General features: G+C 65.5%; 18 protein-coding genes and 1 tRNA gene. 10 read left to right on the top strand and 9 right to left on the bottom strand.

Annotated features, from left to right (window positions below; all coding sequences use genetic code 11):
* Nucleotides 1-7: 7 nt before the first annotated feature.
* On the bottom strand, nt 8-481 hold the full coding sequence (locus ACIPXZ_RS00350) for a MarR family winged helix-turn-helix transcriptional regulator (RefSeq protein WP_400590027.1): 474 nt from the start codon (nt 479-481) through the stop codon (nt 8-10).
* A 91-nt stretch (nt 482-572) separates the two neighbouring features.
* On the opposite strand from ACIPXZ_RS00350, the gene ACIPXZ_RS00345 reads away from it, so the two are divergent.
* Nucleotides 573-1,685: an LLM class flavin-dependent oxidoreductase gene (locus tag ACIPXZ_RS00345; RefSeq protein WP_400590026.1), complete on the top strand. Its 1,113-nt coding sequence runs from the start codon at nt 573-575 to the stop codon at nt 1,683-1,685.
* A 27-nt stretch (nt 1,686-1,712) separates the two neighbouring features.
* Nucleotides 1,713-2,369, top strand: a complete 657-nt coding sequence (locus ACIPXZ_RS00340) for an NADPH-dependent F420 reductase (RefSeq protein WP_400590025.1) — start codon at nt 1,713-1,715, stop codon at nt 2,367-2,369.
* A gap of 61 nt (nt 2,370-2,430) precedes the next feature.
* Here ACIPXZ_RS00340 and ACIPXZ_RS00335 read toward each other — a convergent pair whose 3' ends face one another.
* The 4 genes from ACIPXZ_RS00335 to trxA form a co-directional block, all read right to left on the bottom strand.
* On the bottom strand, nt 2,431-3,351 hold the full coding sequence (locus tag ACIPXZ_RS00335) for a hypothetical protein (RefSeq protein WP_400590024.1): 921 nt from the start codon (nt 3,349-3,351) through the stop codon (nt 2,431-2,433).
* A gap of 140 nt (nt 3,352-3,491) precedes the next feature.
* Entirely contained in the window at nt 3,492-5,177 is a 1,686-nt protein-coding gene (locus ACIPXZ_RS00330; RefSeq protein WP_400590023.1) for an AMP-binding protein, read from the bottom strand.
* Nucleotides 5,178-5,187: 10 nt separating this feature from the next.
* Nucleotides 5,188-5,808, bottom strand: a complete 621-nt coding sequence (locus ACIPXZ_RS00325; protein WP_400590022.1) for a rhomboid family intramembrane serine protease — start codon at nt 5,806-5,808, stop codon at nt 5,188-5,190.
* A 45-nt stretch (nt 5,809-5,853) separates the two neighbouring features.
* Entirely contained in the window at nt 5,854-6,237 is a 384-nt protein-coding gene (gene trxA, locus ACIPXZ_RS00320) for a thioredoxin (protein ID WP_400590021.1), read from the bottom strand.
* A gap of 131 nt (nt 6,238-6,368) precedes the next feature.
* Here trxA and ACIPXZ_RS00315 point away from each other — a divergent pair, with 131 nt between their 5' ends.
* The 4 genes from ACIPXZ_RS00315 to ACIPXZ_RS00300 all read left to right on the top strand — a co-directional run bounded on the left by ACIPXZ_RS00315 (nt 6,369) and on the right by ACIPXZ_RS00300 (nt 9,189).
* Complete coding sequence (locus ACIPXZ_RS00315) at nt 6,369-6,701, top strand: hypothetical protein (protein ID WP_400590020.1); 333 nt, start codon at nt 6,369-6,371, stop codon at nt 6,699-6,701.
* Between the two features lie 65 nt (nt 6,702-6,766).
* Nucleotides 6,767-7,414 carry a TetR/AcrR family transcriptional regulator gene (locus ACIPXZ_RS00310; RefSeq protein WP_400590019.1) on the top strand — a complete coding sequence of 216 codons (648 nt, stop codon included), beginning with the start codon at nt 6,767-6,769 and terminating at the stop codon, nt 7,412-7,414.
* 1 nt (nt 7,415) lies between these two features.
* Nucleotides 7,416-8,396: an ABC transporter ATP-binding protein gene (locus tag ACIPXZ_RS00305; RefSeq protein WP_400590018.1), complete on the top strand. Its 981-nt coding sequence runs from the start codon at nt 7,416-7,418 to the stop codon at nt 8,394-8,396.
* A gap of 1 nt (nt 8,397) precedes the next feature.
* Nucleotides 8,398-9,189: an ABC transporter permease subunit gene (locus tag ACIPXZ_RS00300; protein WP_400590017.1), complete on the top strand. Its 792-nt coding sequence runs from the start codon at nt 8,398-8,400 to the stop codon at nt 9,187-9,189.
* A gap of 105 nt (nt 9,190-9,294) precedes the next feature.
* On the opposite strand, the gene ACIPXZ_RS00295 is transcribed toward ACIPXZ_RS00300, so the two are convergent.
* On the bottom strand, nt 9,295-9,837 hold the full coding sequence (locus ACIPXZ_RS00295) for an acyl-CoA thioesterase (RefSeq protein WP_400590016.1): 543 nt from the start codon (nt 9,835-9,837) through the stop codon (nt 9,295-9,297).
* A gap of 41 nt (nt 9,838-9,878) precedes the next feature.
* Nucleotides 9,879-10,673 (bottom strand): hypothetical protein, encoded by a 795-nt coding sequence (locus tag ACIPXZ_RS00290; RefSeq protein WP_400590015.1) that lies wholly within the window; start codon nt 10,671-10,673, stop codon nt 9,879-9,881.
* A gap of 151 nt (nt 10,674-10,824) precedes the next feature.
* Here ACIPXZ_RS00290 and ACIPXZ_RS00285 point away from each other — a divergent pair, with 151 nt between their 5' ends.
* From ACIPXZ_RS00285 to ACIPXZ_RS00275, 3 genes are all read left to right on the top strand, one after another.
* Nucleotides 10,825-11,037, top strand: coding sequence for a hypothetical protein (locus ACIPXZ_RS00285; protein WP_400590014.1), 213 nt, complete (start codon nt 10,825-10,827; stop codon nt 11,035-11,037).
* Nucleotides 11,038-11,100: 63 nt separating this feature from the next.
* On the top strand, nt 11,101-12,426 hold the full coding sequence (locus ACIPXZ_RS00280; protein WP_400590013.1) for an erythromycin esterase family protein: 1,326 nt from the start codon (nt 11,101-11,103) through the stop codon (nt 12,424-12,426).
* A gap of 123 nt (nt 12,427-12,549) precedes the next feature.
* Nucleotides 12,550-12,807 carry a hypothetical protein gene (locus ACIPXZ_RS00275; RefSeq protein WP_400590012.1) on the top strand — a complete coding sequence of 86 codons (258 nt, stop codon included), beginning with the start codon at nt 12,550-12,552 and terminating at the stop codon, nt 12,805-12,807.
* A gap of 167 nt (nt 12,808-12,974) precedes the next feature.
* Here the strand turns inward: ACIPXZ_RS00275 and ACIPXZ_RS00270 are convergent.
* Both ACIPXZ_RS00270 and ACIPXZ_RS00265 read right to left on the bottom strand, forming a co-directional pair.
* Nucleotides 12,975-13,056: transfer RNA gene (locus ACIPXZ_RS00270), tRNA-Tyr, on the bottom strand.
* 116 nt (nt 13,057-13,172) lie between these two features.
* On the bottom strand, nt 13,173-13,463 hold the full coding sequence (locus ACIPXZ_RS00265) for a hypothetical protein (protein ID WP_400590011.1): 291 nt from the start codon (nt 13,461-13,463) through the stop codon (nt 13,173-13,175).
* A gap of 171 nt (nt 13,464-13,634) precedes the next feature.
* On the opposite strand from ACIPXZ_RS00265, the gene ACIPXZ_RS00260 reads away from it, so the two are divergent.
* Nucleotides 13,635-14,126, top strand: coding sequence for a YajQ family cyclic di-GMP-binding protein (locus ACIPXZ_RS00260; protein WP_400590010.1), 492 nt, complete (start codon nt 13,635-13,637; stop codon nt 14,124-14,126).
* The last annotated feature ends 157 nt before the right edge of the window (nt 14,127-14,283 follow it).

Genomic DNA, 14,283 nt, shown 5'->3' with positions numbered 1-14,283 from the left:
GCGGAGTTCACCGTTCCTCCAGGCCGAGGTGAGTTCGCAGTGCCCGGGTGAGCCCGGCGGCCTGCGCCAGTTGTTCGGGGCTGAGCGCCTCGAGGAACAGCTCTCGGACGGCACGCAGATGCGGCACGGACGCGGTGCGGAAGGCGGACAGCCCGGCCTCGGTGGCCTGGACGTCGATGCCGTGGGCCGCGTCGCTGCAGCTGGAACGGCGGATGAGTTCGCGCTTCTCCATGCGGCCCAGATGATGCGAGAGGCGGCTTCGTTCCCAGCCCACGCTGGCGGCCAGTTCTGACGAGCGAAGAGTCTTGCGTTCCGCTTCGCTGAGGACCAGGAGCACCTGGTAGTCCCCGGCGGAGAGCGTGGTCTCACTGAGGAACCGTGCGGCGAGGCGGGACTGCAACGCCTCCGCCGTCTCGATGTAGTCCCGCCAGGTGTGCAGCTGCTCCTGTGTGGGCATCGTGCGGGGCTTCGGCTGTTCCATGGTTCCTCCTGGAGTTGACATGTCAACTCTACGAGCGCACTATTGACGTGTCAATCCGATATCGAGACGGAAGCGAAAGGTCGTGGCAGCGATGACTGTCGACGTTCAGCAATTGCAGTTCGGGCTCAACTCCTTCGGAGACGTGGCCACCGACGGGGAGCGCGTCCTCTCCGACGCCGAATCCCTGCGTCTTCTGGTGGACGAGGCACAACTCGCCGAGTCCGTCGGCCTGGACGTGTTCAGCGTCGGCGAGCACTACCGCGAAGGCCAAGTGGATTCGGCCACCCCGGTCCTGCTCTCGGCGGCCGCCCAGGCGACCTCGACCATCCGTCTCGGCACCTCCGTGACCGTCCTCTCCACCCAGGATCCGGTGAGGCTCTACCAGGAGTTCGCCACCGTGGACGCCCTCTCCGGCGGGCGCACCGAGATGGTGCTGGGCCGCGCCTCCGCGATCGAATCATTCGGCCTGTTCGGTTATGACATCGCCGAGTACGAGCAGCTCTTCGAGGAGAAGCTGGACCTGTTCCTCAAGCTCATGCGCCAGGACCGTGTCACCTGGTCCGGCAAGTACCGCAGCCCACTTGACGATGTCCGCCTGCACCCGCGCATGCCGGAGGGCGGGATCCCCGCCTGGATAGGCATCGGCGGCAGCCCGGACTCGGTGATCCGCGCAGCCAAGAACGGCCTGCCACTCATGATGGCGATCATCGGAGGCCGTCCCGAACGCTTCTCCGGCCACGCCGAGCTGTATCTGAAGGCACTGGCCAAGTACGGGCACCCGGAACTGCCCATCGCCCAGCACTCGCTCGGCCTGGTGGCGGAGACGGACGAGGAAGCGAAGAATCTGCACTGGCGGCACTGGGAACCGGTGGTCACGCGGATGAGCAAGGAGCGCGGTTTCTACCCACCCACCAAGGACCGTTACGAAGAAGAAGTGAAGACAGGCGCACTGTACGTCGGGTCCCCTGAGACGGTGGCGCAGAAGATCGCCGATATCGTCCGGGCCAATCACCTCTCCCGCTTCGACCTGAAGTATGACCTGTTCCATCTTCCTGTGAAGGCCCGCGCCCAGAGCATCCGCCTCCTCGGAGAGCAGGTCGCCCCGCGCGTGCGGGAGCTGCTCGCCGAGAACCCGGGCCGCTGGTATCCCGCCAATCGCCCCATCGCCCGCATCACCGCGGACGGCAAGGCCGTCCACGCCTGACCCTCAGACCTCAGGAGAATCATCATCATGACCCCCACCACCATCGGTATCCTCGGTGCAGGCAAGGTCGGGACCGTCCTCGCCCGGCTGGCCATCGCCGCGGGCCATCGCGTCCTGATCTCCGGTTCCGGCGATCCGGAACGGATCTCTCTCATCGTCGATGTGCTCGCGCCGGGTGCCACCGCCGTGACATCAGCCGAAGCCGCCCGCGACGCCGACGTCGTCATCCTCGCCCTGCCGCTGGGCAAGTACCCGAGCCTGCCGGTCGAGGAACTGCACGGCAAACTCGTGATCGATGCCATGAACTACTGGTGGGAGACCGACGGCCTGCGTGAGGATCTACGCAATCCGTCGACCTCGACGAGCGAGATCGTGCAGGATTTCCTGCCCGGCTCCCGCGTGGTGAAGGCGTTCAATCACATGGGCTATCACGACCTGGATGAGGGCGCGCTGCCTGCCGGTGCCGCCGGCCGGAAGGCGATCGCCGTCGCGGGCGACGACGACGCCGATGTCACCACGGTCAGCCAGCTCATCGACGCGCTGGGCTTCGATCCGGTACTGGCCGGACCGCTGGCTGCGGGCCTGGAGCTGGAACCCGGCCACCCCGCCTTCGGTGCGAACGTCACCGCGGGCGAACTCCGGGACCTGGTCGGCGAGCTGGTCGAGGACCCCGAGGCCGCTTAGCAACGCGGGGTCACTTAGGGCCCAATTCTCGCCATTTATCGGGCCCTAAGTGACCCCGCGTTCAGGCCGCACGACGGCGAGCCCTTCTGATCCGCTCGATCACTCCAGCGAATCCTTCGGCGAGATCCTCGGCATTGGTCTTGAAGTAGGTCCAGCCGGCGTTGATGAACACCTCGTCCCGAAGATTGTCCCGAGTCTGCTGTGCGCGACTCCTGTGATGACCACCCTCGTACTGGATCGCCAGACGACAGCGCCGATATCCCAGATCAGCGGGAGGAGACCACTGCTCGTCCGGGTCTACCCGGATCTGAAGTTCAGGTTCGGGAAGACCGGCCTCGATCATGGCCAGACGGAGGAACGTCTCCGGATACGAATCGGCACCGATCCGCATATCCTCAAGCGCCAGCCGCGCCTTGAGGACCCCTTTCATATTGGGATGCCGCCTGATCATCCTGGCCAGTTCCGGTACGAAGGCGTAGGGCTCGGATCGGCCCTCGAACCGCTCTCGGGGAACTCGGATCAGCTGATCTCCCATGGCGACGACATACTGCAGTGGAAGCCGATGAGCGAGATCGAGCCACGTCCGAGCCGGAGTCGAGATCGGAATACCGTCAAGATCGGTGATCTCCTGCGGATAGACGTGGACCCGGTGACCCACCACCCCATCCCGGCGAACCCTGGGCAGCCCATGCGGTTTGCTCAGATGGACCGATTCCTCTCCGGCGAGCCAGAACGGAAGACCCAGACCGCCCAGAAGCGCCGCCGTCTCATGGGACACCCAAGCATCCGGTGTCGCCTTCGTCAGCACTCGGCTGCGTTCCAGGAGATCCGGCCGGACCCCCGCCGGCACGTGAATCAGCCGCCCTGTCCCGAGCAGATCCTTAGCCCGGAGCCGTTTGCGAGGCACACCGGCGGCACGCGATTCGTACGTCGTGAATGGGCGGTGCCTGAGCTCTCCTGGAAGCGCTGTCGCTTTGGCCATGTCTGACAGCTTGCTCCAAAACCGCGTGTCGTGCTCCGGCTATCCACAGGGGGTCATCCACATCCGGAACGCGGGGTCACTTAGGGCCCAATTCTGGCCATTTATCGGGCCCTAAGTGACCCCGCGTTCAGGGGGAAGGGCTACAGTCCCAGCCGGGCCACGGCTTCCTCGCGCATCTCCACCTTGCGGATCTTCCCGGACACGGTCATCGGGAAACTGCTGCGGACTTCGAGGTACCGCGGGATCTTGTAGTGTGCCAGGCGCCCGGCACAGAAGTCCCGGATGTCCTCCAGGGTCAACTCCGCGACGCCGGGTTTGAGGATCACGCAGGCCATGAGTTCCTCCCCGTACTTCGCATCGGGGACCCCGATCACCTGGACGTCCTGGATCGACGGGTGCTGATACAGGAACTCCTCGATCTCCCGGGGGTAGATGTTCTCTCCGCCACGGATCACCAGGTCCTTGATACGCCCTTCCACCAGCACGTAGCCGTCCTCATCCATCCGGGCCAGGTCACCGGTGTGCATCCATCCGTCAGCATCGATCGCCTCGGCTGTCTTCTCCGGCTGGTCCCAGTAGCCCTTCATGACCACATAGCCGCGGGTGCAGAGCTCTCCGATCTCGCCACGCGGCACGGTCTCACCGCTGAGCGGATCGATGATGCGGCTTTCACAGTGCGGCATGGTGCGTCCGACGGACTCGGTGCGCTGCGCCAGAGTGTCGCCGTCCCTGGTCATGGTGGACACCGGGGAGGTCTCAGTCATTCCATAGCAGATCGCCACATCCTCCATGTGCATCTGGCCGATCACCCGCTTCATCACTTCGATGGGACACAGCGACCCGGCCATCACCCCGGTACGCAACGTCCGGAGCTCGTAGGAGCCGAAGTCCGGCAGGGCCAATTCGGCGATGAACATGGTCGGAACCCCGTACAAAGAGGTCGCGGCGAAGTCCTGGACCGCCCGGAGAGCGGCTGCCGGGCTGAAGGAACGGGACGGGATGATGGCGGTGCCACCGTAAGAGAGGATGTTCAGATTGCCGATCACCATGCCGAAGCAGTGGTAGAACGGCACCGGGATGACCACGCGGTCCTCTTCGCTGTACTTCAGCAGCGCACCGATCTGATGCCCGTTGTTCAGGATGTTGTGATGGCTCAGCGTCGCTCCCTTGGGGAAGCCCGTAGTGCCGGAGGTGTACTGGAGATTGATGGCGTCCTGTGGATCCAGCGCGGCAAGTCGTCCGGCCAGTACCGAAGGCTCGACGGCCTCCGCCTTCTCAAGCAGGCCGGCCCAGCTGAGCTCTCCTGCCCGTCCGGGCTCACCGGCGCGGAGCGCCAGCAGCGGGTCGTTCTCCTCATTGCCGGCCAGGAAGACCAATTCCCGCAGCTCAGGACAGTTCTCGACGGCGTCCCGCGCCATGGCCACGTAGTCGCTGTTGCGATCATCGGGTGCCAGCACGAGCATCCTCATGCCGTTCTGCCGGGCGACGAACTGCAGTTCGTGGCTGCGGTAGGCCGGGTTGACGTTGACAAGGATCGCCCCGATCTTCGCGGTGGCGTACTGCAGGATGGTCCACTCGGAACAGTTGGGACTCCAGATGCCCACCCGCTCCCCCACACCGACGCCGATGGCGAGAAGCGCCCTCGCGAGGAGGTCGACGTCGTCGTTCAGTTCGCGGTAGGTCCAGCGTCGTGCAGCGTGGCCGGGCAGGCCGGCCTCGATGAGCGCCTCGCGCTCGGGGAAGCGCCGCACCACGGCCTCGAAGTTCGCCCCGATCGTCTCATCCAGCAGCGGAACGTCGGCGTTTCCTGCGGTGTAGGAGTCCATGTGAGGCACATTACTGCTTCGCGCGGCCCGGGAACCACCCTTCCGCGCCGTCTTCGGAGGGCTTTTCCAGGCGGGCCGCCAGTCCACCGCCGATGGCTCCGAAGAGATGCCCCTGCCAGGAGATCCCGAATTGGCCTGGCAGCACGCCCCACAGAATCGCACCATAGGCCAGGAGGACCAGCACGCCCAGGCCGATCTGCAGAAGGCTCCGGGTGAACACACCACGCAGAACCAGGTAGACGATCCACCCGAAGACGAGTCCGGAGGCGCCGATGTGCACGGACCCCGGGCCACCGGTGAGCCAGGTTCCCAGTCCTCCGACAATCCAGACCACAGCGGTCACGCGCAACCAGGTGCCTACCCCGGAGAGCAGGATCACGAAACCCAGCACCAGCAAGGGGCCGGTGTTGGCGATCAGATGACCCCAGCCCAGATGGAGCAACGGGGCGAAGAGGATTCCCAGCAGGCCTTCAAGGTTCCAGGGCCGCACCCCGAAGGCATCCAGTCGATGCCCCGTCAGAGTGTCGATGACTTCAATGACCCATAACAGCAGGACGAATCCGCCGATCGTCGTGGCGGCTGTGACGAAACGGTTCCGGACGGGCCGTTCCTGCTCGGGGCTGAGGCTCATCCCGCCAGTCTAGAAGGATGGCCCGCGGTGCGTCCGCCGGAGAGGTCAGCTCTCCTCGACGTCTTCTCCGGCCTGGGCCTTTGCGACCTGCGCGTGAACTTCAGTCATGTCCAGACCCTTGACGGCCTCCACCAGCTGTTCCAGCTGCGGGGCGGACATGGCGCCGGGCTGAGAGAACACGAGGACCTGCTCGCGGAAGGCCATGAGTGTGGGAATGGAGGTGATGCCGGCCTCGGCGGAGAGCTGCTGCTCCGTCTCGGTGTCGACCTTGGCGAAGAGGACATCGGTGTGCTTCTCCGAGACCGCCGCGTAGTTGGGGGCGAACATCTTGCACGGGCGGCACCAATCGGCCCAGAAATCCACCAGCACGATGTCATTGCCCTGGATGGTCTCTGCGAACTGTTCTCCGGTGATGTCTACGGTAGCCATGCCTCCACGGTAACCATGCCCGCCCGCGCCTGGCCACCACCGGCACCGGCTTTCCGCTCTCGGCGTGACCTTCCCGGGCGGGTCGTCCACCCGTCCACTCCGTAAGATGAGCATTTGAACAGGAGGAACGGATGTTGCGGGGGATCATCGAGCGGTCACGGCCGCAGTGGGGCTTTCTCGCCTGCTTCGTCGTCCCACTCGGCCTCTGCGTGCTGCTGAACGCCGTTCTCCGGCCGTGGTGGGCCCGCGACCTGGGCGGAAGACGCCGTGCCTGGTCCAGCACCAAGGGCTCCGACAACTGGTACGAGTTCTCTCCTGAGACGCAGCGGGATCACCCTTTGCTGACCGGGTTCCTCTCCTGGCACGACAGTGACGTGGCGATGATCGCGCTGGGCGCCGTGGCTCTGCTCTTCCTCGGCCGCGCCGTTCTGCGCCGGGCGGCCTCCCGCGGGAGCGCTTCCTAGACGTTTCCGAAAATCATCCTCCACATCTCTTCCCTTCGATTGAACACGTGTTTAGCATCTTAAACATGCGTTCAGCAGAGGACGATCTCACGACCAAGGCCCGCATCCGGGACGCCGCCATCCGGCTCTACGCCCGCGACGGTTTCGGCAAGACGAGCCTGCGTGCCATCGCCGCGGAGGCCGGGGTCAGTCCCGGGCTGCTCATCCATCACTTCGGCTCGGCTGCCGGGCTGCGCGAGGCCTGTGACGAGCAGGTCCTGGGCGTCACCACGGAGCGGGCCAGCAGCAAGATGCACCCTGGCGGTCTGAAACACCTCATGGCCGAGTTCAACCGGGATCCGGATGGTTACACGCTGGAGATGAACTATCTCCGCCAGGCGCTGCTGGAAGGCACCGCCACCAGTGCCGCGCTCTTCCAGCACCTCGTGGAACTGAGCGAACACGTCATCCGCAGCGGTATCGAGGACGGCACCGTCCGGCCCTTCTCCGATGTCCGGGGCGTCGCCGTGCTCACGGCCTTGACCAGCGTCGGCACCCTCGCCTTCGGCCCCTTCGCAGCGAAGTGGCTGGGCCTCGACGGCGACTGGCAAAGCGTCATGCAACGCATCGGCGGGCCCGGCCTTGAGCTCTACACTCACGGCTTCTACACCACGGACGATTTCCTCAAGGCCTATCAAGAAGCCACGGACCACGACGAAACTCAGGAGGCATGACATGTCAGCCAGCATCAGCGTGGACTCCCTGCATAAGTCCTTCGCCCGGCACGAGGTCCTGCACGGCCTCAGCTTCGAGCTGCCGCCGGGTTCGGTCCTGGGCCTGATCGGGCCGAACGGGGCCGGGAAAACCACAACCCTGCGCTGTCTTCTGGACATCATCCGGCCCAGCAGCGGAACGCTGAGCGTGCTGGGCGAAGACCCCCGCCACGCCGGTCCGGAACTTCGACGCAGGATCGGCTACCTCCCGGGCGAACTGATCCTGGAATCCCGAGTCACAGGGCGGAAGCTCCTGAACCACTTCGCTCGGCTGAGCGGCCCCGTGAAGCGAGGCCGGATCGAGGAACTGGCCGACCGCCTGGCCGTCCCACTGGACAAGCAGGTGCGCGAACTCTCCAAGGGCAACAAGCAGAAGCTGGGCCTCATCCAGGCGTTCATGCACGACCCCGAACTGCTCGTTCTGGACGAGCCGACCAGCGGGCTGGACCCTTTGCTCCAGCAGGAGTTCCTGGCGATGGTGGCGGAGGTCCGCAATGACGGGCGCTCCGTGCTCCTCAGCTCCCACGTCCTGAGCGAACTCCAACAGAGCGCGGACCGGGTCGCCATCCTTCGCGCCGGAACCATCGTCGCCAACGCCAGCGTCGAGGAGCTGCGGGCCAACGCCGTGCGCAAACTCCGTGTCCGCCTCGAGGACGGCGACGCCGTTCTCAACGAGGCCACGCGAAGCCTCGGTGCGGTCCCCGGAGTCGACGAGCTGCGCACGCTCCCCGACGGACAGCTCGAGGCGAGCGTCCACGACGGCGTCCGCCCCCTCCTGAGTGCGCTCGCCGCGCTGCCGGTGATCGACGTCGTACTGGAGGAGCCTGATCTGGAGGAAGCGGTGCTGACCCTCTACGGCAACAACCACGACGGCGCGCGGCCACCTCACGATGCAGACCGCCACGAGCGGCGACACGTACGTCACGCACGGAAGGAGTCCTGAGATGCTGGCGATCTTCACACGCGGCGTGGTGGACAGCTGGCGGGCGACCGTCGCCTGGGCCATCGGTCTGGTGGCCGCAGCTGCACTGTACCTTCCACTCTTCCCCTCGATGGTGGGGAACGGGCAGATGCAGCAATTGCTCAACTCGCTGCCGTCTCAACTGGTCAAGACTCTGAACTACGACGAACTCGGCAGCGGACCCGGCTACACCCAGTCCACGCTCTTCGGGCTGCTGGGCTTCCTCCTGCTGAGCATGGCGGCGATCGCCTGGGGCGCCTCAGCCGTCGGTGGCGATGAGGAGTCCGGGTTGCTGGAGCTGACCCTGGCCCACGGGGTGACCCGGGTACAGGTGGTGGGCGGTCGCGCCCTCGCCATCCTGGCCAGGCTGCTGTTCCTGGTGCTCGTGATGTACTGCGCGGTCTCGGTCCTCAATGGCCCATCCCAGCTGAACCTTGACCTGGGCAAAGTCGCCGGCGCCGCTCTGGGGTTCGCCGGCCTGGTGGCCCTGAGCGCTGCTGCGGCCCTCCTCGGCGGGGCGCTGCGCGGGCGGCGCGTCCACGGTTTGATCCTCGGCGCGGCCGTGGCGGTGGCCGGCTATGTGTTCAACGCCGTCGGCAAGCAGAGCGACTCGGCCAAATGGCTGCTGAACCTCTCGCCGTACCACTGGTTCTTCGGCTCAGATCCCTTCAGCAAGGGCGTGGACTGGGGAGTCTGCGCGGGGCTGTGGGGCGGCACCATCGTGTTGATGGTGCTGGCCGCGCTGGTTCTGCGAGCTCGCGACGTCGGCCGCTGAGGCTGACTGAGCACACAGGGATTGGGGAAATGCGGATATTGGGGGGCGCATGATCGGAGCCTGATGGCTCCGATCATGCGTCACCGCGTCGTCCGGGCCACGCCATCACCAATCGTGCGGGGCAGGAGTCCTGGAACCGGGGAGCGCCACCTGAGTCCGCCACTCGTGGAGCCACTCGGGCAATTCCAGCCCCTCGGGAACCGGCCCGACCTCGGCGAGGATCTCCTCGTTGCTCACGGGCCGTCCCCGCCGCACCAGACGAGTGGCCATGTACGCGCGGGCGTAGATTTCGCCGTCCGCCACCATCCGCTGTTCGAAGTAGATGGCCTTGGCGTCCAGGCCGATGATCTTCGATTCGATCGTGTAGCGCTGCCAGAGCTTCACCGACTTGCGATAGCTGATCATCTGGGCGGCGACCACTGGGCTCCAGCCCTTGCGGCGCATGCGTTTCCACACGCCCGCCCTGACCATGAGGTCGAAGCGGCCCAGGTCCATGAGGGAGAAATACATGCCGTTGTTGACATGTACGGCGATGTCCACATCGGTGGGCAAGGCGCGCATCGGCAGGCTGGAGACGTCCCAGATGCTCAGTGGGGAACGACGGCGGGATGCGAACAGCAGCCACAGCGTCCGGAAGATGAGGTGCATGCGTTCATGTTACTCACCAGTAACTTCTAGGGGAAGGGCGTTCAGCCAAGCCTCGCCTCAAGGACGGCGGTCTGACCATCCTCGCCCAGAAAGTGGCTCACGGACAGACCCTGCGCTTCGGCATACCGGCCCGCCGTATCGAGCTGACCGTGGTTCATCTCCAGCAGCATCACCCCGGCGGGAGCCAGCCACCGCAAGGCCTCATCGAGGGTCTGGCGGATGAAGTCCAGCCCGTCCACGCCGGCGAAAACCGCCCCTCCCGGCTCGTGGTCCCGAGACTCGTGGGGCATGAATTCCGCTTCGGACTCGGGAACATACGGAGGAACGGCCGCCAGGACGTCGATCTGCTGCTCATATTCCCGCGGCAAGGCCGCCAAGCCGCTCCCGTGGACGATCCTGGCCTCCTCCCCCAGATTGCGCCGCGCATAGCCGAGCGAGATCTCGTCGAGATCAGAGGCGAGGAGCCGCACTCCGGGCATCCGGTGCCGGATCCACGCGGCCAGGGGTGCCACGCCGCAGAAGGCTTCACACAGCAGTGGATCGGCACGACGCGCGGCTGCTTCCGCCGCGAGTGCCGCCAGGAACAAGGAACGCTGCCGGGGAATGAAGGCCCCCGGGCCGACGGCCAGCCGCAGTCCACCGAAGCCGACCCACCCCACGAGATGCTCCAACGGTTCTCCCCGCTCACGGCGAGTGCACAGCGCGTCCAGTTCTCCGACGTCGTCCGTGGCATCCTGCAGGATCGCGGCTTCCTCCTCGGCGAAGACGCAACCGGCCGCACGGAGACGGCGGACGAGAGAGGCCGTGTCCACGGCGGCATCGGTCATGAGGTCCATGCTCCGCGATGCTTCAGCCAGGCACAAGCAGTGCGCAAGGGGCGACGTTTGTCTCGCTTCTAGCGAACTCCCGGCAGATGTTCACCCCGTATTCACTCTCGTCTTGAAGAATAAATGCTGAAGAGATGACAGAGCAGCAAAGGAGACTGCCGTGAGTGCACTGGGCGCCACTGAAGAAACCACCCACCTCTGGCCGGAGATCCCCACCGGTCAGTCCATCACGCTTGCCGACAGCCGCGGCCACCGCATCATCGGCCATGTGGACGGTATGACCAACGACCGGACGACCCTGTGGATCCAGCTCGATGGCGGCCTCGGCCGCCGCCTGGTCCACCACCTCGACGGGTTCGCCCTGGAAGGCTGAGCCCCGGGGACGCGTAGGGCGAACAGGCTCCCGAAACCACCGGCGTGCGGCTACGCTCAGGGCGTGAGCACGGAACCGCACGAAGAGCTGACCGCCTGGCTGAGTGAGCACGCGCATCGCCTGACGACGTTGGACCCAGAGGCCGATGACGACGCCGAGCTGGAACCGTTGCTTGAAATCATCGGGGACGCCCGCGTGGTCGCGCTCGGCGAGTCGACGCACCGGGTGCACGAGTTCTTCCTCATCAGGCACCGCGTGTTCCGTTTCCTGGCGCGCCGGGCCGGCTTCACCGCGCTGGTCATGGAGTCGGGGTTCCCGGACGGCCTCGCAGTGGACCGCTGGCTCCACGAAGGCGGCGGAAAGGTCCGCGAGGTCCTGCGACACGGCGTCTCCTATCACTTCGGCAAGTGCCAGGAGATGATCGATCAGCTCGCCTGGATGCGGGAACAGGTCCTCCACGGAGCGCCCCTGCATTTCTACGGCCTGGATCTGCCCGATTCCGGAAGCTCTGCGCTCCCGGGCGTTCTCAGCGCGCTGGAAGTGCTCGACGACGCCGACCCCGAGTTCGCGACCCATGTGCGGGCAGCGGTTCTGCCGTTCTTCGAATACCTTCCGCAGGACCGCTCGGGGCTCGCTCAGGCAGCGCCGAGCATTCAGGCATATCTGGCACTTCCCGAAACCGAACGCTTCGCGTTCACCGCACGACTGCACGGACTGGTGGAACGGATGCGGGCACGAAGGCCCGAGTACCTGGCCTCTACGGCGGATCCTGCCCGGGTCGACCGTGCAATCCGGGCCGCGCAGAGCGCCCTGGGAGCGGACGCCTTCCTCGCAGCGATGATGGCGGGGCCGACCCGGACCTGGCCTGGCGCGAACCTCCGGGACGTCACGATGGCGGACACGGTGGAATGGATCCTGGAGCGTGAACCCCGCATCCTGGTCGCCGCCGCGAACGGTCACGTGAAGAAGACTCCGTATCTGGCACCGCCGGTCGTCACGACGCCGATGACCATGCTTGGCGAGCATCTGGAAGAGCGGCTCGGGGCGGACTATGTGGTGATCGGGAGTTCCTACGGCGGCGGCACCGGCTGGCTGCATCGGCCCGGTCCCGACGACGGCCCGGGCCATTCAACCCCGTTCGTCGCCGATCTCGGCGCCCCGATCGCCGGCAGCCTTGACGAAGCGCTGGCGGAACCCGGTCTCGGACACTACTTCGTGGATCTGCGTCGCGCTGACGGTCCGGCAGCAGCGGCTCTCGATCGGACCACCGGAACACACAACGGCCCCGGCCTGGAACCCTCGGACGCCCGCCGTTCCTTCGACGCCATGATCCACATCGACCGCGTCACGCCCTGGCACACCTGGATCGACGGGCGCGGGATCGGGTAACGGTGGACGGGCTTCCGCGCCCGGTTCGCCATCGGCTGTGCATGTCCGGCCCACCATGCCGCCGCAGTCAGCACAGCCCGGATAAGATCTCGGAACACCGTTCGCACAACCCAGGGGATCATCATGCGCGGATCAGGCTCTGCATTTCTGGCAGGCATCATCTTGTTGTTCGCCGGCAGCATCGGGGCCGCCGTCGTCGCCGTGCTGGCGGCGACCGGCCGACTAGGGCAGGACCTCAGCCATGCCGTTGCTCTGAGTACGACCCTGTACGTCGTTGCTGGAGCTATCTCGTTCCTCGGTTCGATGATGATCCTGGTTGGGATCTACCGAGGCCTGAAGTCCATCGACGATCTGCATAAAGACCGCTTCGGAGGATTCTGAATCCGGCTCCGCTGATTCCGCGCCTCCATCGGCATTCTGCGCCCCAATTGGGGCGCGCTTCATCGAGATCGGCGCGCTTTCCGCGCTGCCAACCTCAGAGGAGCACTCGGGCACCGGAGATGCACGAAGGGCCCGGAACCATTCGGTTCCGGGCCCTTCGCTTGCCGTGGCAGATGAGGGATTCGAACCCCCGTAGGCAGTGCCAGCTGATTTACAGTCAGCCCCCTTTGGCCGCTCGGGTAATCTGCCGAGCTTCACGTGGAAGCACTTCCCGCACCGTTTCCGGCGAGTGGAAGCAAGACAACATTACAGAAAATTTTCGCCAGAATCGAATCGAGTCCCGATCGCCCCCTCCAAGGCCGGGATCACGCCTCTCCGGCGTCGTTTCCTCCACCCAGGATGGTCCTGTTCATGCGCTCTTCGAAGCGGGCGGCCTGCTCAGGGGTCAGCTGCTTGAGCTGCACGGCCCGCTGCAGGTCCTCGTGAATGCCACTCAACCGCGCCTCGGGGGCCGCCTGCGGCGCGAAGGCAACAGAGGCGGCGACGACGGCGGCTGTCGCCACCGCGGCCGAGGCGCCCTTGATGACGCTCGCCGCTCGTCCGCCCGCTTTCGCTGCGGCTCCCACTACGGAGTACTTCACGTGTTCCGCACTCATGCCAGGGTCCTTCCTCGACGTCTGCTGCGGTTCTACTGAAAGTAACTCTTCCGCGCCCTTCTGAGTTCCGCCACGGGATCAGCTGAGAGTGAACTGTGAAGCCAGACCTCCCCCGGAGGCGCCCAGGCCTTAAACTTGTCGTGAGAAGATCCCCAACCGCCAAGGAGAGTCATGGCCGGCGAGTCCACATTCGACGTTGTCAGCAAGGTAGACAAGCAGGAGGTCGCAAACGCCCTCAATCAGGCCCAGAAGGAGCTCGCTCAGCGGTACGACTTCAAGGGCGTCGGCGCAGAGGTCGACTTCAGCGGCGAAAAGATCCTCATGAAGGCCAACTCCGAGGAGCGCGTCAAGGCCGTCCTGGACGTCCTTCAGACCAAGCTCATCAAGCGCGGAATCTCCCTGAAGTCCCTCGATGCCGGCGACCCCTTCCCCTCCGGCAAGGAGTACCGCATCGAGGCCTCCATCAAGGAGGGCATCGCGCAGGACATCGCCAAGAAGATCAACAAGATCATCCGCGACGAGGCCCCCAAGTCCGTCAAGTCCCAGATCCAGGGCGACGAGCTGCGCGTGACCTCCAAGTCCCGCGACGACCTCCAGGCCACCATGGCCCTCCTGAAGGACTTCGAGGAAGTCGACCTTCAGTTCGTGAACTTCCGCAGCTAGCAGCAGCCTCACAGCGACGACGGCGGGTGCCTCCCACACACGGGAGGCGCCCGCCGTCGTTATTTCCGCAGTCCTCTCTCCGCGAGAAGCCAGATCAGCACAGTGTGAGACTTCGACACTGTGCTGATCTGGCTTCTCGCGGAGAGAGGGAGGACAA

The organism is Arthrobacter sp. NPDC090010 (assembly GCF_044748305.1).
In the GTDB taxonomy this organism is placed as follows: Bacteria; Actinomycetota; Actinomycetes; order Actinomycetales; family Micrococcaceae; genus Arthrobacter_E.
Note: the sequence above shows the minus strand (reverse complement) of the source record. Positions and strands in the feature narration are given on the sequence as shown.